Here is a 17,749-nt window from a genome sequence, read left to right as displayed (position 1 = left end):
TGGATGTATTCAGTTTTTGAAGTTCGACTTAAATGAAACATACTTTGTAAAACTTCACACCATCCGACCACTCACAACTGTTGTGTCAACCTATTTTCTCATGCTTTACCCCCATCGTGATTACTGGACCGGCGCTCTAGGGGTTTGAGTAACTCTACTGCCAGATCGGGCTTATGTGGGGCAAGATGCTGTATGGGCAAGAAGAGTGTCAGATCCACCAACGAAGATTGCTTAGTTACAAGCTGACGCAGGACATCCCACTCTTCCTCAAGCTGCGGTTGGCTCCAGTCTATAAAGCGGTAACTCTGAGCGATCACCACCCAAAGCACCGAGTCGTCTTGTGCAGCCCAAGAGCGCACGTAACCTCTAGCTATTTCGCGATCGCTCAAGCGTATCCCTGCCAGAACAAAGCCAAGATGGTATTTAAGGTCGAGGTTTTTAGCTATTGTCTGCGTTATGAATTCTTGAGCAAGGTTGAGGTGTGTTTGTCCAAAGATTCTTAGAAGATTATTGAGACCGAAAGTATCATTTTTCCCTGCACTGCGAACCTGTTTGGTTATAGCCTCTAATTCTTGGATAGCCTGTTCTAGTGTTGAAGAAGAGAGAGCTTCAACATACTCATTAATCTTAGGATAAGTTTCAGTACCGTCAAAATCGACTTTCAGCATGGGTTGGATTAAAGCAAGACTTAGAGACAGATTGGTTGAAAATTATTTTTCCAGCCAATCTGAAATCCTGTCGAGTAGTAATAGTTGTACGTCATAGGGTTTGCGTAGCTTAAATTCAGCTATTTCAACCAAAGCTTTTTTGGATTTTTCTCGAACTTGACTATATTTATTGTTTTCAGTTTGATACAGAGCAAGTTCATGAAAATACTTAATTGAATCCTGTAATCTCCCCCGATAAATCGTAGACTCTAAAACTTCTACAGCCTTACTCAAAACCATTTCATGTCCAATTTCATATGAACCCAAAAATCGGTATTGAATAGATTCAGGTGGAAGTTCAGCTCCATTAACAATAGAATCTACTATCAGCAAAATGTCATCAGGCTTGAGGTAAGCTACATCTTGTATACAGTGCAGTAGGTTGAACCGGAATATATTACCTTCACGATTAAGTGCCTGACGCAACTCATATAGCTTCTGACCGAGTAGTAAACCAGCTTGAGGCAATTCACCTTTGACTTCGGCTTCAGCCAAATTCGTCATAATTTCCCTAGGTTTGAGACTGAAGAATGGTTCTATAATCTGTTTCTGATAGTCTGCTTGCTTAGTTTTTGGATCAAAAAAGTGTTGAACTAATATATGGTCGGCTAAAACCTCAGAGGCAATCTTTAAAGTTTTCCAATATCGCTCTACTAAATCGGCTTCTACCAAGCGAGACACAATTCTTTCTTCGTCAATGTAAGAAATCCCTATTAACTCATGAATTTTTGCTTGCAATTCTTGTTCATCCAGATTGATAGCGCCTAAAGCGGCAAGGATTTGAAGATAACGAATATAATTTTGATAAGAATTAGGAGCTTCTTTTTCTGCCTCGGATAAGTCTTTAAGAATTTCATCCAGATGGCTGGTTAGCACCCGATCGCGAGTCAGATTGATCAAGGCTATTCCTCTTTGATGCAATCGAGCGGCGATACCAGCAATAAGGGGATTTCCTTCTGCAATTCTGACGATGGCATGACGGGTATCTTGGTCAGTGATGCTGTGGGGCGAATTTTGCAGAATTTGGTCAATGTCTTGGTTTTCTAGCGGTTTAACTTCTATCGTTTCAATTCGATCGCCCGGTAATCCTAATTGATAGATAAGCGAGTCTTTGAAAATACTCCGCGTAGCTAGAATGAGGGTAACTTTTCCAGCTAGTTCAGTATTAACGATTACCTCGCGTAACTGATACAACAGGCTGAAGCGGTGAGCATCGTCTACAACGATGATATACTGAGTGTCTCTGCTCAAGGATGCAATGTCTGGCTCAACCGACTCAGCTTCATTGCGGATGTACCACAGCGATCGCTCTTTGGGGATGATATCTGGCAATGCTAGCAACAGACGTGTTTTGCCAAGTCCACCAGACCCGTGCAGAATAATGGTGCTACTGGTTCCAGCCAGACAACTTTGCAATTCTTGACGGATAACTTCGCGTCCTACGAAACATCCTTGGTGACTGGTTAGAGCGACTGCCTCTACTCGATCTGCAAATTCATTGTGGGTGAGTAAGGTGCGTAGGCGTCGAGCATCTTCAACTTCCTGGAACGCCCGTTGTATGGCTTCGGCATTTGCACCTTTCACAACTACATTGCGATTACCCGTCACGATAATCGCATCAGATGCATCTCCTCCCAATGCTATTGAGCGCTCACCTGTAGCTAGGGTTGCATTTCCCAATTGAATATCGGAAATCAGGCTTTGGATATCAGCTTCAGACAACTTTGCCCCAATAACACGCTTGATGATTGCTTCTAGTTCATCCGACATGGCTTGAGGTTTCCTACCTTTTGTCTCCGATATCTGTGTTTTCACCCTTGCCAATGTGGACATTGTACTTGCTTCCCCACTGCAATACGTTTCCGTCCCCACTGACGATAGGGCTGTTCTTAGCCCCCCTGCCAAAGGCTACAGCGCGATCGCCTGAAGCGTGAACTCCCCTTTGTTCATCTTCACTAGATCGATCGTCAGCTTTCGATTCACCCTCAGTTTCTTGACGCTTAAATAAATAGCCATCTGTTACGCGCATAAAAATGACGGGGGTAGCAAAATCACGCTTGCGATGCTGAGTCTCCAACCCAATTGTGCGCCGACCATTTTGAGCAGCAATATCAACAGGTTCACCCTTAGCTAAGCGTTCATAAAATTCATAGGCAAACTGACTTGCGGTGATATTTGAAACTTCATACTGCATCGCCACCACGACCGGAATATTCATTTGCACTATCTTAGATGCAGCACCTGTAAAAGCCTTAGAAGCAGACAGCCTTCCACTTTCACAAGCTTGTAGCAAGACAACTCCTGGACTCCACCGATTGAACAGTTCGCTGAAGGAACTAGCATCCATCCACAAAGCTGTGTTGAATACCTTCTTCATCAGGGCAATTTGTCCTACCTCTTCCCCTTCTTCATTCTGCAATTGCCCATGACCGATAAAGTGGAAAATATGAGGCTGCTGCTCAAGCAAGTTATCAATAGCAGTGGGAGTGGCTGGGTTAACAATTGGCAGCAGTTCAATCCGCTCAGCCTGCTCCTTCACCAAACTTTCTAGAGCTTCCTGCACCTCTTCATACTTTACTGTGCCTAAATCTTTAGGAGCCGCGATCGCCAGAGCAATCCTCAACTTTTCACCTTTTTCTAGCTGAATTGGGGGAGCAGGATGCCACAGCGCACGATGACGAGAGAAAACAATATTGGGATCTGTAGCCAACCAGCGATCGCCTAAATTAGCATTAGCAGGCAAGCACATAAACTCCCAAGGCAATGCCGCTACTTCAGGCATCGTTTGCTCATCAACATCTAGCTCAATCCGCAAAAGCTGTTTTTCGTCCCCCACAGCCTCTTGGTAGAAGTTTATAAACTCATGACTCAGTACATCATCAAAGATTGTCTCGAAGAGAGCTTCTCCCAGTTGCCGCGCCTGCTTATAATTGTTAAGTTCGTTAGTGAGAGCAAATTGAAGCAGGGGAGTAATCTGTTCAAGTTTTTGCTTATATCGAAAAGGTCTAGAAAGTTCTCCTTTAGATTGATGCTGATTGTCCCATTTCTCTACCCGAACCAATTTATCATTAGCAAGCCGGATGCGAAAGGTATAGTAGGTCTTAGCCACAGATTTTGCCTCTAAGTAACTGAAATTAAAAGGCGAACCACTTTTGCCGCCAATTAACCTACTTTAGGAAGAGTTAAAGTCCATCTCTCAGCATCTCCACGAGCAAAGGGGCTTACTGCTTCGTTACCCTGTCCTAGTAGGTTTTGGAATTTCTCTGATAACTTAGCTGCTACGTCTTCTAGATTGGCAGTTAACCAGTTCATGCTTGGTTCAGCCCAAACCTTCCCTTCCAGAGTAATCGATTCAGTTCCTTTCGGGACCTTGAAAACAAGCGCAAATTTCGCTGTCCCAACTTTCTGTAACTCACTCGCCTGAATTCGCCAGTAGCAGTTAGAATTCCCTTCTCCATTCGTCAGGATTTCCGGATGACCCAGTTCATATCGATAGGCTGGAATAGCGAGGAATGCCTTTAAATCATCCTTGTTACCCACATTCGCCTTTAACTCACCGGGAAGCAATTGCAAAAGTTCAGCCAACTGAGAGCTATCCACACCGACATTCCAATCAAAGTTACCATTCAACCCCACCTCCATCCCCACACCAAAACTCATGACGTTCCGCCACTGCTGTGTCGGAAATAGGCTTTGAATGATTGGCTCACCGCTCCCTTTCGGACTAAAATCAAGCTCACAAGTCAATCGCCAGAATTTAGCAGCTCGTTCGGGACGCAAATCGACGGTGTGTGTCATGTAATAGAAACTCGAACAAGATGCTATTGAAGTGGCTCAAATTATCGGACAAAAGCACACTGACTTACTCATCCATGAGGTCACAGAAAAAGCGGCGGAGAAAGCTTTAATGGCTCTAGCGGGAGGTTCCTCCAACCAACCGGCTTTACCGCAAACGGCTTGAAGCCGACTTCTGGGCAGAAGGTTAGTCGATCAAGTTACCTCCTGCCCTATTGTCTCATACAAAGGAATACAAAAAATGCGAGACGTTGATGGAATACTCTACCCCAGCGTTACAGAAATTATTGATACAGCCTTTCCAACTAACTGGGAAAAAAAACAGAAACAATACGACTTAATCCATGGGGAAGGTGCTTGGTCTCAACGACGCCAACAACGGGCTTCTGAAGGAACGACACTACACGCAGCGGCTCAAGTCTTTCTCCAGGGAAATGCTTTTCCTGAAATTAATGATGAAATCAGGGAGTATTGGGAAGCTCTCTTTCCCTACTTAAAAAGTCTACCACCGTACCACATTATTGCCCTCGAAGAAACCATTGCTCACCGTCCCCTTTTTTTTGCGGGTACACCAGATGCTGTCATTGAATTAGAGACGGGAAAGCGCTGGCTTTTGGAATTCAAAACCTTCGATGGCTACCCGATTGGCAACCGAGGTTATCAAGGTGTCTGGCCCCTGTGGAAACGGAAAATGAAAGGGGTAAATTGTCCGTCTCTACCAACCTGGGAATGGACAACTCCTATTTTTCGCCGCGCCCTTCTTCAAACATGGCTGTATAAGTTGGTACTTGATATCAACTATCCCAACTCTCAAGTGCAAAAAATATCAATTTTGGTGGCTACCCGTTCACAAGGACTTCAAGAGATTACCTTTCCGTTTCACCTCTGGCAAGACTGTCACACGGAGGCTTTGGCTATCATCAAACGTTTTCATCATCGCCAAACTTAATAGGTTGGCGATGACGGCAATTAAAGCCCTTCATGAATAAAGCGACGCCTAAGATGACTTTTCCTCAACCTGACCGCTATCAAGTGTTAAAATACTTAGAGTTTCTCTCTTATCAACCAACCGATAAACTAAACCTCACCTGCTTGTTTCATTCCCAGGATTCTCGCAAACGTTTAGACAAAGGTTGTAAACTGAATCGATTAAGCTGGGCGGCTATCGAAACTTATCAATCTTATGGTCGCGGAGTCTATCTGGTTGTTAATGGTGGTGGATATAAGAATAAGGATATCTCACAGGGTCGCGCTGTATTCTATGAACACGACTACCTAGATAAATTAAAGCAGGTGAATTTGTGGCAGCAACTAGAACTTCCTGCACCAACATTTCAGGTGGATACAGGAGGTCGGTCAATTCACTCCTATTGGGTGTTTGATGAACCAATTGGAATTGAGCAATGGTGTCATCTTCAGCGTGATTTGCTAGAATACGCAGATGCTGACCGCAGCCTCAAAAATCCCGCCCGTCTCATGCGGTTAGCTGGCACTTGGCACATCTTACCCAAGGCTTGGGGAAATTCGGATTGGCTATGCAATTTGTCGCAAATTATTACAGAAACGGGAAGGGTTTATGGTTACGAAAGGCTACGAAATGCTGTACCTCAATTTCAATCCTGTACGAACTCATCTCCTCTTGTGGTTTTACCTAAAACTTCACCACTTCCTAAACCTATAGAGTTTCCTAACCCTTTAACTATCCAACATTTCAATCAAATTCAGCTTCCTATTCCCCTAGCAATACCTCTATACTACTGCTGCCGAATAAAAGTGCGATCGCTCCTTGATTCTGGTGTCGCAAAAGGCTCTGGACGCAACAATGCAGCAATAGCTATTGGACTGGAACTGCTCACCGTAGAACGCTATGTGCAGTTAATGGGTCAGCCTTTTTCGGACAGTGCTAGGCAATTGTTCAGTGATTTCTGTACGCGCTCATTCATGACACCGGAAGAAGATGCTGATCGCTGGAACTGGTGCTATGCTCAAAATACTTCGATTACAAAATCGCTGCAAAAGCATATCCGATATTGCATCCGCACTTGGTACTGGCAAGTTGTTAAAAATCAAAAGCGACACGAGGTTAATTAATTATTAATTTTTTACCTTTATAGCCGTTCTAAAATAGTAGTAGTATCGTTCTTATGTCACCCTAGGAGAAGTATAATAAGCAAAAATGGCTGACATCGCAACTCCTATGAATGCAGAAGATACCTGGCTTGGTATTGACCCTGGACTAGCTACCGTCGGCTGGTCAATTTTAACAACAGACAGTAACGGGACGGTCTGTCTGATTGACTACGGAACGATTGAAACAAAAAAAACCTTATCAACTCCGGAACGCTTAGCCGAATTGGAGCAGGATTTGGTCACGTTGATGGAAGAGTTTGAACCCACTAAGGCGGCATTAGAAATGCCCTTTTTTTCCCGACAAATCAAGGCAGCCGGGGGAGTTTTACAGGCGGTTGGGATTATCAATTTAGTTTGCTATCGGGAAGCTGAGATTATTCCGGTTTTGCTGCATCAATCGAGTTGGAAAGCCCATCTGGGCGATGGGAGAGCGTCTAAAGATGAAGTCGCTGAAATCTTGAGTGCGCTGTTTGATTTAGAGAATCTTCCCGTTGATGATTCAGTGGATGCGATTGGGATTGGTTATGCTGGCTTATGTGGGTTGACTAACAATATTTCTTAGCATTTAGGCAATCAAGTTTAGGGAAATTTACCGTTGGGGTTGTTGTTTGACTATCCTCACTATCTTCCCCATCTCCCTCATCTCCCTTGTCTCCCCTATCTCCTCACCATGACTTTGGTGGCAAAGGCACTAAGGGTTATGTCGCCGATGCTGTAGGTTTGGACTTTGGACAAAAAGACTACATTTGCGTAACTTTTACGCAAATGTAGTTTGAACTTAATTAAGAGGAATTAATTTGACTATGACCGAAAAGTTCTACTCGTCTTTAACTCCCTCATTTTCTCCAGAGAGATCCGGCTCAGTTTCTCCCCGAAAACAAACATCTAAATAACTTTCCTGGAGAGAATTAATAACTCTTTCCAATTCATCGATAAGTCCCCTTCTTGTTACTTTCTCCACAGCATCAATATGAGCCTCACTTCCAGCTTTTCCTAAATATAAGTATTTGCTTTTTTTATTATTGTCACTAGCCCTAGGAAAAATCGGCTCAATGGCTTGTAGTTTATAATACCAGTAAATTTTTTTATTTTGCTTCGTCTGATAACGAATCACATGACAATGAGGCGGAGCCACTTCTCCTTCTGAAGCTATTTTTTGGATTTGTCGCTTTAGCTTACGAATAGTCGCCTTGATTTGTTTGACTCTGATCGAGACTTCTTGAGTGGTCTTCAAGGAATTTGGTTGGGTCATTAGCTTACAGATTGAACCACTCCTATATTATAATTAAGTTTGCGTATATTTTACGCTAACCAAATTGCCGGGTGTTTTAGCAAATGACTAATCAAAAATTGGCTGCCGATGTCCAGGATTTCAGAGCGTGGAGAAACCATCTCTATCAAGCTCTTGGTTCGCGCCGCTGTTCAGTCATGGAGTTACTCGATTCTCTTTCATCTAACTTACAAGCTTCTTCAGTCGCTGAACTATCATTGAATCCTTTGTTCCGCCGAGATTATAACAGTTTGTATAAAGGTATTCAAGATTTTTTGCCGACTCCAAGTCATCCCGACTATCCCAAAGCTATTGATGACTTATTTTCGGTAATTTCGGCTACAGTTCCTGACCCCGTTCAGCAGCATTTCTACCTATTTGGAGTAGATGCAACTCCCTGTCCCAGACCTTATTCAGCCACTTTGTCTGACAAAAGCTACATCTATCAACCCAATGCTATTAAAGGAAATAAACCTGTAAACATTGGTCACTCTTACTCGGTAGTTGCTGCCTTGCCAGAAGCTAGTGAAGCCTTCAATGTCTCTTGGACAATTCCCTTGTCTGCACAACGAGTTTATGCCGATAAAAAAGATGTTGATGTCGCTAAAACTCAATTGACAAAAATCCTGAATTATGAATCAGCTCCCTGGAAAGATAAGTTATCCGTTCTCGTAGCTGATAGTCTCTATTTTTTCGTTTTGGTAAACAAAAATTGTTAATGACTACCTATTTTACTCCTGAAGTTCATCATGAGGAAAATTGGTTCCAACTGATCTTGTTAGCTTATCTCAATTTGTGGAAAGCCAGGAAATTAGCTACTGTTTTACCCCGTCCTTGGGAGAGTTATTTGACTCAAACTGAATCGCTCAAAGTTACACCCAGCTTAGTTCAACGGGACTTCTATCGAATTATTTCGTCTTTGGGTACTCCGGCTCAATCCCCCAAACGTCGAGGTTATTCTCCCGGACGGATTAAAGGTGAAAAAAAAGAGCCGAGAACCCGCCATAAAGTTATTAAAAAACAGCCATTTTGTCAAAATCAAAAGAGCCAAGTCTTCTAAGCTTTACTCTGTAACCCTCACTCCGTCGGTATTTCTGAGCTTTTCTTCGAGCTGAGATAGAGGAGCCATTTTTTCTTTTGTTATTTGCGTAATGTTTCCGCAAAATATATTGATTTTGTCCAAAGTCCAAGTAGGTAGATTGCATCAACTTTACGAGCGGAACAAGTTAGGGACGACTGTGCCAGAGTACCAATAATAAACCTTCTGCCTTTTACTATATTTTTTCACCTCGGCTATTTTGGCGCTGACGCGCCTAAGCTGTGAGAAAGATAACGGTTGAATAGGCACAATAAAATAGCCTCAAACCTTTCTAATCCAATATTGCCACTAAGATACTCAATCCGTTTTTGTCACCCATTTTTCCCCAAATGCTTATCAATTCATCAGCACAACGACCAGGCGATCGCGCTTTTCCACAGGATGCTACAGAAACGGGTGGTAGCCAAGCCAATCGCGACAAAAACTGCCCAACTGAGTGCCAAGTTTCTGAGTCTCAATCCGATACCAGTGTACTCAAAGAAGCTGTGGTGCATCGACACAACCTAACTGCGTTGAACCAAACCCGAATCCGATTCAAAATTGGACTGAAAAACGCCTCCCGCAAAACTGCACCCAAATGGCAACAGATTCTCACTCCTGCATCACCTGTCCAAGAATCTACCGACAAAAAAGACGCCGAATCCGACTTAGAAAAAATCACCAAATCTGAAGTTGGACTCCGAGGCATTTCCGTCTTCAAAGCACTCGACGAAGCCGCCTCTCAACTCAGGAGCGAAATCGCCCTAGTCAAAGAATGGATGACCCAAGATAACGGTGATTTAGTCTGCTCCATCTCCCTCGCCCCTCTCGTGTGGCAGCGGATGATCCACATTCGAGACGTGCTGGCACCCGCGCTTCGCGCCGAACTCAAGCAACAGCACGAACAAGGGTTTGCTGAATTTAGCGATCGCATAGAACAATTCTTGAGTGCCAAAGCCTGGAACCTCGACAGCGATGCTCAGGAAATTGCTCGGACTCAACTGCTCAACCAATTTCCTCAACTGGAAGAACTTGAAGAGTACCTGCAAGTTATCATCGCTCGTCCCGTTATCATACCAGCTTTGTCTGACCAACTCAATCAGCAGCAGGCAGAATGCCTCAACCAAATTACTCAATTCATTGAGGCTTACGACCAAAACTTGGAGCAAAACCTAGCAAAAGCTGCAATTGCCGGAGGACAACAACTTGCAGCTGAACTCTTGGACGATTTAGCCGCGTGGGAACCGGGTAAGAAACCTGTCAATTTCCGCAAAAAGATTTCCAAGCAACTCAAGAAAATTCAGGTTCTCATCGGTAACGCCCAAGGAGAAACAGCTCCCACTCTGGCTGACATGATGGGTCACTTACAGTCGATTTTAGACACAGCCAGTGTCAATGCTAAAAAGCTGGATGCTTCCAGTAAATCACAACTGCAACAAAAGATGGATGAAATCAGCCAAAAGCTTCTTGGTGAACAGCAAAAACTCTTAGACATTGCTGATGCCGCCGGGTTAGACCGCTCGGATTGGGTGGTCTTTAATCCGCAACATTAATCAACCCAAACACCATCCCTATCTTTCTGAATGCGTGAATTGCTTATGTCTCACTTTTCCAGCGTCAAAACTCAGTTAATCCACAAAGAAGCACTCGTCCAAGGGCTGAAAAACCTCCTGGAACAAAAAGGAATTGCCGCTAAAGTTGAAGTCCATGAGAATCCGGTGGAATTAATCAGCGACTATTCCCGCCGCGATATTGCCTACGGTCAAATCATTATTCGGCGCACGGATTTGAATGTTCCCGGACACTCTGCCCTGCTTGATGTCGGTTTCCTTTGGAATTCTCAAGAAGAATGCTTTGAACTGCAAGCTGACCCTTGGGACTTTAATCGAAATGCCTTGGGAAAAGCCTTTGGTCAAATGAATGGTTCCTCGACTTTGCCTGTCCAAAACTTTATCAATGAAGTTCAGCTAGCCCACGACCGAGCCTACATCGAAATCCATTATCCACCTACTCTATGGGATTACACGGAAACTACGTTAGAAGATGGCTCAACCCGAATTAATTTAACCCAAAAAGTTAGTTTGACAACGGGCGTTGATGGTGCATCGGATTGGAATAATTGGTGATGTTAAAGGCTCCAAGGCAGAGGGCAGAAGGTTTCAAGAATGCCGAGGGGAAGTTATCGTCCCCTCTCGAATAAGACTCACCAATTACCAAACAGGAAGAATTTGAATTCACCCATGTCTACTCCACAAATCCAAATCACGCTCAAATTAGGACAACCTCTCAACGTCGAAGTTCTCAACGTCCAAGGCTCTAGTTGCACAAAACTAACTGAAGCCTTAGACAAACTGGGGAAATCTTCAACAACAATCAAACCCGAATTCTATGAAGAACCCAACCTGCACGTTACCGACCGTGTTAATATTGGAGATTGACAAGAATGGCATTTAATGCTCTAGAAATCAAGCGCTACTTCAACGCCGGGATTGCCACCGTTGCTGTGGATAGTCCCACAGCCAGCGAGATTTCAATTACCAATCAAATCGCCGCCCAAATTGCCGAGCCAGTCGGGTTTGACTTATTCATCTGGGACTCCGCTCATAGCCTTCAGAAAGCAGAAATTACCACAAAACGCGGACAATTTGCAGGGATTAAAAAGTCCCCTGTTGCCAACTATAAAGCGCAAGGACATCCGGTAGAAGCCCTGCTCAAATACATCGAAGCGGAGTGTATTTCCGCCTCAAATCCCCGTCCCGCCTTGTTCCTGCTCAAAGACCTCTATCCCTTTATTGCCGGAACATCTCCCAATCCGGCTTTAGTTCGATTAGCCGTAGATGCCTGGTTTGCGGTCAAGCGATCGCCTAATCGAGTTATCATCCTTCATGATGGTTTAGTGACGCCACGGGTATTTCAAGATTTAGTTGCTGATGCCCAAAATCCCCTACCCACTGAACCGGAAACAGATTTAATTCTCGATTATCGGATCAAAGCCCTGCAAAAGAGTGCCTCATCTCAAAGTATAAACTTCCCAGTACAGCTTAGTACCACTGACCGCAAGCGAATGGTCAGAGCGCTTTTGGGGATGACTCATGAGGGGATGGATGACACTATCCAACTGTGTGCCACTACTCACAGCCGCCTTGATGCGGGTAGCATTGATGTTATCTCCGATATCAAGAAAGCCAAGTTTGCTGCCAAAGGCATTGAATACGCTGCTGCTCCCGACGTGCAGGTGCAGGGTTTGCCTGTACTCAGCGACTGGGCGACTACCATTACTGCACTGCTAGAACCAGAAGCCCAGGAATTGTACAATATTCCTTTCCCCAAAGGGGCGCTGATTGTCGGTGTGGGGGGTACGGGTAAAACGCTTTCAGTTAAGTGCTTTGCCCAGGAATGGGGTTTACCGGTGATTGTTTTAGACACAGGTAAGCTGATGACCAAGGAATTGGGGGGTTCGGAATCCAATCTCAGGGAAGCCATCAGAGCGGCGGAAAGTATGGCACCCTGCATTTTGTTCATTGATGAAATGGATAAAATGTTCCCTGGTGGTAGTGGTACTGAAACTGATGGGGGTACGAGTCAGCGGATGTTCGGCTATTTCTTGAAATGGTTCCAAGACTCTCGCTCATCCGTATTTGTCGCGGCGACAGCTAACCGCCCCTGGTGCTTTAAGCCAGAAATCCTGCGTCGGTTCACCAAAATCTTCTACGTAGATTTGCCCAGTGTTGCCGCCAGGGAGCAAATTTGGCAAGTTCAACTCCAACGCTACAAGTTAATCCTGTCCCCGGAAGAAGTTCACCAGCTTGCTTTGGAGTCAGCCAACTTTACCGGAGATGAGATTCGCAAAGTAGCAGAACACTGTGCCTCTGTTGCCTACGCCCAGCGCCATCCCGGACAGGTGACGGTGGGTGAACTGCTGGGTCAAATTAAAGTCAAACCAGCCCAGTTTGGTTCCGATACCCGGGAATTGGAAGAACTGCGAGCCTGGGCGCGATCGGGACAAGCGACGTGGGCGGCTCCAGATCCGCAGACTGTGGCTACTCCCTCGGACGTTAGCGATCGCCAAGTCTCCTGGGCTGTCAGTGATGACTGCGGCGATGTTGTTGACAATTCTTGATGTAATCACTCTCCGGTAAGTTCAACATAGCACAGTTTGGGGACTTGAGACGTACAGAAAAGCTCAAGTCCCCAAAATTCATCGTGAATTTTTTATGAGAGTCGATAAAACTCAAGCCATCAAACAGGTCAAACTGATTTATGTTGCCCCACAAGAAAACTCCAATAAATTCTGGTGCGGCTGGGTGATGCCTGATGGTAATTTGTACGTCGAATATGGGCGAGTTAATTACCCACCAAGAACCCACGTCTACCCTTGCCGTTCGGTAGCGGCGGCTTCCCAAAAACTGGTATCTCTGGTTCGAGAAAAGACTCGCAAAGGCTATCAAGAGGCTATCGTGGAAGCTGATGCTCCCCAACAATTAGATTGGAGTTCCTTTGGAGAGAATGCCAGTCAACTCAAACAAAAACTCGGTCAAATTGCTTCATTGGGAGAGATAATCACCCAACACACGGCTATCCGATTTGATGCTATCAAAGGAGTCTTTGTTACAGAACTTGGCATTATCTCACTTCACACTATCCAAAAAGCCAGAGCCGCTCTTCGCCAAGTTTCGCTGCACCGGAGTAATCCCCAATCCCATCAATTTAATCATGCTGTTGGAGAGTATCTTGCGCTTATCCCCCTACCTGTAGGGATGCAGCTAGATGCACCAACTTTATTGGGGAGTTCCGAAAAAATTAATCAGCAGAAAACAGTTTTATCGAAACTCCATCAGGGACTTAATTTAATTGTACAGCTTCGCCAAGAAATGATGGAAGTTGCTGCCACATCTTCTGATACAGTGGTAGAACTTGACCGAGCGTGGTGGGTATCTTGGGGGTTAATCCGTGATGCGATTGACCTTCAAACTCCTACCTCAGACGAGGAGCGCTCGCTCCATATTTCCTGGTCGTAATTCCAGTTATCCCGGCTTCCAATATACAGGCTATTCATCCCCAACAATGTCTACTAATGCGCCCCAATTTCTGATGAACTCTCCCCCTGGGACTGCTATTTGGGAATGGATTGATTTAATCAGTTCTACCTTAATCCCGGTTGAACTTGACTCGACCAATCTACTCAGCAACCATGTACCCATTTTTTCGGTCAAATCTACACCTCCCTGGAGCGATGAAGATTTCACCAGTGCCAAAAGCCAGATTCCCCCAACACCAGAACTCTGGCTAATCAGCAGCCCATAAATCTCTGAACAAGATAGGAAGCGCTGACGCGCCCCAGAATTCGACACTTCAGAACAGGATTCTACCCATGAATATTTGGGAATTAGAACAAGCGGCTGACTGGCTTAATTTCCGCAATCGTCTGATAGCTAAACAGCTCACCCCAAGCCAACAAAAAATCTTGATTGATTTAAGTGACGTGCCCAGCGGAGCCACACACGCTTTGATTCACCGCCGACAGATTGACGAAGTTTTGAAGTCAAACATCAAAATTCAAACGTCAAAATTAGCAGAAAATAACTTTGACGTTGGCACACAACGACGTGACTCTCCCTGGTGTAATATTGCCAGAATCACATTCTACGACAAAGATGGCACAGAACTTAAGGGATACGACCGAGTCATTTACACAGAACCGGGAGAAGAAACTCTCGATTTCACCCAACCCAATCAAATCGATAACTGGTTCCATGCTGAGTTAAAGCGTCACACGCCAAAGTCTGCCTGAAAAGGAGGGGGGCAACCCCCTTTATTATAGTTATGACCGAGCCAATGAGAGACAAAAAAGCACTTCAAGACCTGGGACTCTACCAAACTCCAGTAACATTTCAGGTTTATCAACAACTACAAATAATGTGGCAGTTTTGCTATCAAACTGGTACATTAAACTATCCCGAACATACGGCACAACAGGCATTATCATTTGCCCTTCAATTAAATTTAGTTGAAGCCGCTGGGTTCATGAAAAACCATCCAGAAGACTACGACTATGGTCTTTACCACGGGAGATGGATGCTGGCTGGGGAGTTCAAGGGAGACGTAATTGCCATGCGCTGTCATGCCAGTAACTTGGGTTCTTCTGCCTTAAGCAACGTTCCCAGAACCTGTATTTCCGGCAGTCCTGACGGTCACGAATGGGGTTACGGTGGTTCTGGTCCTAATGATTTTGCCCTGGATATTCTCAATCAATTTTTGCCGACGAACGGTGAGGATGCAATCAAAATGTACCGAGGTTATAGTTCTCGCGCTGCTGCTGACTTAAAACGAGCATTTTGTGCTGAGTTTATTGCAATAATGCCTAGGGAAGGTGGACAAATTTCCAATCAAGACATTGTTGATTGGATTGAACAACAAGGTTATAGATCAAAAAGGTTTTAAGTTCGTCTATACCCTTCTACCTTTGCGCTAAATGAACCCCCTTATTTCAACCTTATCTATCTTGCCAGAACATTGGCTCATTATTCCTACCAATGGCAACAAACAACCCTTGGGATATCAGTGGCAACTCCATCCATTCTCTCCTTCGCAAATGGCAAAATTACTCACCCAAACTGGAGCAGTGCAAGTTCTAAATAAACATCGGGGGTTCTACCCAGTAATCCCCCAAGGTATTGGCTTGTTGTGCGGACAAACCGAGCCAGAATTCCTGCTGGCTGTGGATGTCGATGGAGAAAGCGCTCATGCTAAGATTCAGGAGTTATCTAGAGGGAGAGGACTTCCCAAAACTGTCGCTTTCACCTCTGGAAGACCAAGACGCGCTCAGTACCTGTTTTCTCTTCCCGGCATCAACCACCAACTCAAATCCTGTAAAATCTCTACAGCACCAGGGGAAGCTCTGGAACTGCGGGGTACTGGATTGCAATCTGTTCTACCTCCCTCTCCTCATCCCCTGACCGGCTCTTACAAGTGGCTTCCCCATTGCCGACCCGACCAAGCTGAGGTGGCGCACGCGCCCCAGTGGGCGATTGACAGAATGACAAACCCTGTTCGCCTATCAGAACTTTTTAAAATGCCCCGCCATAGCCATTTAAAAAAAACCGGACTCAGAGGGCTAATTGCACGACACTCAACACGGATATTAACACGGCTTTGCTCCTTTTAGAAGTGATTCATCCCCGGTTTGCTGACCAGTACGAGACTTGGATTTTTATCGGGATGAGCCTGAAATACATCAGCCCAAACTTACTCCCAGCTTGGGATGAGTGGAGTCAGTTATCTCCCAAATACAAGCCGGGGGAATGTGCTTACAAGTGGGGAACCTTTAACGGGCAAGGGATTACTGACAAAACCTTACATTATTATGCTAGAAATTCATGAAACCAGACCGAAATTTCGACCTTGATAACGACTCCATTCGCCTGGAATTCCTTAAAATCAATTACCAGCTTATTGCCGCCCTTGGCTGGCAGGGGTATTTAGAGACCGGACGCGGAGTTGTGCTAATTGATTCTACCCGCGCCATCTATTCTCAAGACTCCGGAGTTAGTCCGCGACAAAGATGGCTATTAGGAACTACACCTGGATTTTACTTGGGTGAGCAAGATGAAGGGTTTCAAACTTTGATGAATGGCTCTTGGCCCGATACTGAAACCGCAAAAAGAGTGGCTAACTACGACCCGACTCAAACGGTCATTACCTTGATTTGGTTCGGTGGCGAACAGGGAGATTTTATCGTGCAAGGCATTGGTTCTCCTGTACTACCACCTCCTGTTTGTTTTGAGCAGATGAATTCGCGTCTAGATGAATTCCGAATTTGAAAGCCTTATGCCAACCCCAGTACCTCAAGAACAGCCCCAAACAATCAATACTTCTGCTTCAGATAGCGATAGGGAATCCCATTTGCCATCGGGGAAAGATGATAGCACAAGTGGTGTCCCTACCACCGATTTGGACGGCTATAACTTCCATAAAGCCCGAATCATTATTCATTTAGAACTTCTCCCCAGCTCTGAAGATAACCAAAACCGAACCGTATCAATTGGCGTGGGAATCAAGAACGACCCGCCCCTATTGACCACAACTACACTCTCTTCCCTCAACCTACCTCCAGTTATTCAACAGATGCTGGAGGAGTTAGAGTCCCAAATGCCAGAAAGGGCAGCTGCAGCAGTTGAGAGAAAGAAGCGGCTGCAACAACTAACCGTTCAAAGAGAACTCTCAACCCCAGCATCTACCTGCAAGTTGCCTCCTGCCAAACCTTTGTCTCAAACTGATTCCTCTCCGACTGAACAACACCAATTAACGCTTTTCTAACCTCATTTTAGTCATGCCCAAAATTCTCCTCGAAGGTCAGGAAATTATCCTGACTCCTGAACAAGCTGCTACAGACCAAGCCATCACTGATACCCTGCTTCCCTTCTATCCAGATATTGCCAATGCTACCTTTAAACGCACTGAAAACGAGGGCGAAACCCTAATTGAAATTGTCAAACGACCTGGGACAAAAGGCAATACCCAGACTCCCTGGCAAATTTGGCAGAATGCTCCTGAATATATTAATCCAGTGATTCTATTGGCGGTACAACTTAAAGCACTAGAGATTCAAGGCGGATTAACCCTTGAAACGCTGATTCCGCTTCAGCCAACACTCCAAGATGTCACTCACGTCGGGGAGAAAGCCTCTACGGAAACGAGGCGGGCTACCTCTGCTCTCAAATCGGCTTCACCCGTTCCTGCTCAAACTCCACTGCTTGGCTTTTGATTGGT

Annotated in this window: 22 protein-coding genes and 1 pseudogene; 18 read left to right on the top strand and 5 right to left on the bottom strand. The window is 45.1% G+C overall.

All coding sequences use genetic code 11. From position 1 onward, the window contains the following. Positions 1-98: 98 nt before the first annotated feature. Genes RIC07_RS11770 through RIC07_RS11755 form a run of 4 tightly spaced genes read right to left on the bottom strand, consistent with a single transcriptional unit; the run spans position 99 to position 4,505 of the window. Positions 99-668, bottom strand: coding sequence for a hypothetical protein (locus tag RIC07_RS11770; RefSeq protein ID WP_446394693.1), 570 nt, complete (start codon positions 666-668; stop codon positions 99-101). 42 nt (positions 669-710) lie between these two features. Continuing rightward, positions 711-2,540: a hypothetical protein gene (locus tag RIC07_RS11765; protein WP_446394692.1), complete on the bottom strand. Its 1,830-nt coding sequence runs from the start codon at positions 2,538-2,540 to the stop codon at positions 711-713. Further along, the gene (locus RIC07_RS11760) at positions 2,491-3,816 is read right to left on the bottom strand and encodes a CHAT domain-containing protein (RefSeq protein ID WP_446394691.1); all 1,326 of its coding nucleotides are present in this window, start codon (positions 3,814-3,816) and stop codon (positions 2,491-2,493) included. The genes RIC07_RS11765 and RIC07_RS11760 overlap by 50 nt, the downstream gene beginning before the upstream one ends. 53 nt (positions 3,817-3,869) lie before the next feature. Then, entirely contained in the window at positions 3,870-4,505 is a 636-nt protein-coding gene (locus RIC07_RS11755) for a hypothetical protein (RefSeq protein WP_446394690.1), read from the bottom strand. 31 nt (positions 4,506-4,536) lie between these two features. Here RIC07_RS11755 and RIC07_RS11750 point away from each other — a divergent pair, with 31 nt between their 5' ends. The 4 genes from RIC07_RS11750 to RIC07_RS11735 all read left to right on the top strand — a co-directional run bounded on the left by RIC07_RS11750 (position 4,537) and on the right by RIC07_RS11735 (position 7,194). After that, the gene (locus RIC07_RS11750; protein ID WP_446394689.1) at positions 4,537-4,668 is read left to right on the top strand and encodes a hypothetical protein; all 132 of its coding nucleotides are present in this window, start codon (positions 4,537-4,539) and stop codon (positions 4,666-4,668) included. Positions 4,669-4,743: 75 nt separating this feature from the next. Then, positions 4,744-5,451 (top strand): hypothetical protein, encoded by a 708-nt coding sequence (locus RIC07_RS11745; protein ID WP_446394688.1) that lies wholly within the window; start codon positions 4,744-4,746, stop codon positions 5,449-5,451. 53 nt (positions 5,452-5,504) lie between these two features. Then, the gene (locus RIC07_RS11740; protein WP_446394687.1) at positions 5,505-6,593 is read left to right on the top strand and encodes a hypothetical protein; all 1,089 of its coding nucleotides are present in this window, start codon (positions 5,505-5,507) and stop codon (positions 6,591-6,593) included. A gap of 85 nt (positions 6,594-6,678) precedes the next feature. Next, complete coding sequence (locus tag RIC07_RS11735; protein ID WP_446382636.1) at positions 6,679-7,194, top strand: crossover junction endodeoxyribonuclease RuvC; 516 nt, start codon at positions 6,679-6,681, stop codon at positions 7,192-7,194. A 255-nt stretch (positions 7,195-7,449) separates the two neighbouring features. Here RIC07_RS11735 and RIC07_RS11730 read toward each other — a convergent pair whose 3' ends face one another. Beyond that, positions 7,450-7,884 carry a hypothetical protein gene (locus RIC07_RS11730; protein ID WP_446394686.1) on the bottom strand — a complete coding sequence of 145 codons (435 nt, stop codon included), beginning with the start codon at positions 7,882-7,884 and terminating at the stop codon, positions 7,450-7,452. A gap of 83 nt (positions 7,885-7,967) precedes the next feature. Here RIC07_RS11730 and RIC07_RS11725 point away from each other — a divergent pair. The 14 genes and pseudogenes from RIC07_RS11725 to RIC07_RS11660 all read left to right on the top strand — a co-directional run bounded on the left by RIC07_RS11725 (position 7,968) and on the right by RIC07_RS11660 (position 17,744). After that, positions 7,968-8,962 (top strand): annotated as a pseudogene (locus tag RIC07_RS11725) (transposase). Positions 8,963-9,330: 368 nt separating this feature from the next. Beyond that, the gene (locus tag RIC07_RS11720; RefSeq protein ID WP_446394685.1) at positions 9,331-10,533 is read left to right on the top strand and encodes a hypothetical protein; all 1,203 of its coding nucleotides are present in this window, start codon (positions 9,331-9,333) and stop codon (positions 10,531-10,533) included. A gap of 45 nt (positions 10,534-10,578) precedes the next feature. Further along, positions 10,579-11,106 (top strand): hypothetical protein, encoded by a 528-nt coding sequence (locus tag RIC07_RS11715; RefSeq protein WP_446394684.1) that lies wholly within the window; start codon positions 10,579-10,581, stop codon positions 11,104-11,106. 114 nt (positions 11,107-11,220) lie between these two features. Then, positions 11,221-11,418 carry a DUF2997 domain-containing protein gene (locus RIC07_RS11710; RefSeq protein WP_446394683.1) on the top strand — a complete coding sequence of 66 codons (198 nt, stop codon included), beginning with the start codon at positions 11,221-11,223 and terminating at the stop codon, positions 11,416-11,418. A gap of 5 nt (positions 11,419-11,423) precedes the next feature. Continuing rightward, positions 11,424-13,100 carry an AAA family ATPase gene (locus tag RIC07_RS11705; RefSeq protein WP_446394682.1) on the top strand — a complete coding sequence of 559 codons (1,677 nt, stop codon included), beginning with the start codon at positions 11,424-11,426 and terminating at the stop codon, positions 13,098-13,100. 94 nt (positions 13,101-13,194) lie between these two features. Then, the gene (locus RIC07_RS11700) at positions 13,195-13,998 is read left to right on the top strand and encodes a WGR domain-containing protein (protein ID WP_446394681.1); all 804 of its coding nucleotides are present in this window, start codon (positions 13,195-13,197) and stop codon (positions 13,996-13,998) included. A gap of 73 nt (positions 13,999-14,071) precedes the next feature. Further along, positions 14,072-14,284 (top strand): hypothetical protein, encoded by a 213-nt coding sequence (locus tag RIC07_RS11695; RefSeq protein WP_446394680.1) that lies wholly within the window; start codon positions 14,072-14,074, stop codon positions 14,282-14,284. A gap of 67 nt (positions 14,285-14,351) precedes the next feature. Continuing rightward, on the top strand, positions 14,352-14,771 hold the full coding sequence (locus tag RIC07_RS11690) for a hypothetical protein (protein ID WP_446394679.1): 420 nt from the start codon (positions 14,352-14,354) through the stop codon (positions 14,769-14,771). 32 nt (positions 14,772-14,803) lie between these two features. Continuing rightward, positions 14,804-15,421, top strand: coding sequence for a DUF6166 domain-containing protein (locus tag RIC07_RS11685; protein ID WP_446394678.1), 618 nt, complete (start codon positions 14,804-14,806; stop codon positions 15,419-15,421). Positions 15,422-15,452: 31 nt separating this feature from the next. Then, positions 15,453-16,145 (top strand): bifunctional DNA primase/polymerase, encoded by a 693-nt coding sequence (locus RIC07_RS11680; RefSeq protein WP_446394677.1) that lies wholly within the window; start codon positions 15,453-15,455, stop codon positions 16,143-16,145. 53 nt (positions 16,146-16,198) lie between these two features. Then, complete coding sequence (locus RIC07_RS11675) at positions 16,199-16,360, top strand: PriCT-2 domain-containing protein (protein WP_446394676.1); 162 nt, start codon at positions 16,199-16,201, stop codon at positions 16,358-16,360. After that, complete coding sequence (locus RIC07_RS11670) at positions 16,357-16,800, top strand: hypothetical protein (protein ID WP_446394675.1); 444 nt, start codon at positions 16,357-16,359, stop codon at positions 16,798-16,800. Before RIC07_RS11675 ends, RIC07_RS11670 begins: the two co-directional genes overlap by 4 nt. A gap of 7 nt (positions 16,801-16,807) precedes the next feature. Beyond that, positions 16,808-17,296 (top strand): hypothetical protein, encoded by a 489-nt coding sequence (locus RIC07_RS11665; RefSeq protein ID WP_446394674.1) that lies wholly within the window; start codon positions 16,808-16,810, stop codon positions 17,294-17,296. Positions 17,297-17,309: 13 nt separating this feature from the next. Next, complete coding sequence (locus RIC07_RS11660; RefSeq protein ID WP_446394673.1) at positions 17,310-17,744, top strand: hypothetical protein; 435 nt, start codon at positions 17,310-17,312, stop codon at positions 17,742-17,744. Positions 17,745-17,749 lie beyond the last annotated feature (5 nt).

The organism is Coleofasciculus sp. E1-EBD-02 (genome assembly GCF_040218245.1).
Classification (GTDB): Bacteria; Cyanobacteriota; Cyanobacteriia; order Cyanobacteriales; family Coleofasciculaceae; genus Coleofasciculus.
Note: the sequence above shows the minus strand (reverse complement) of the source record. Positions and strands in the feature narration are given on the sequence as shown.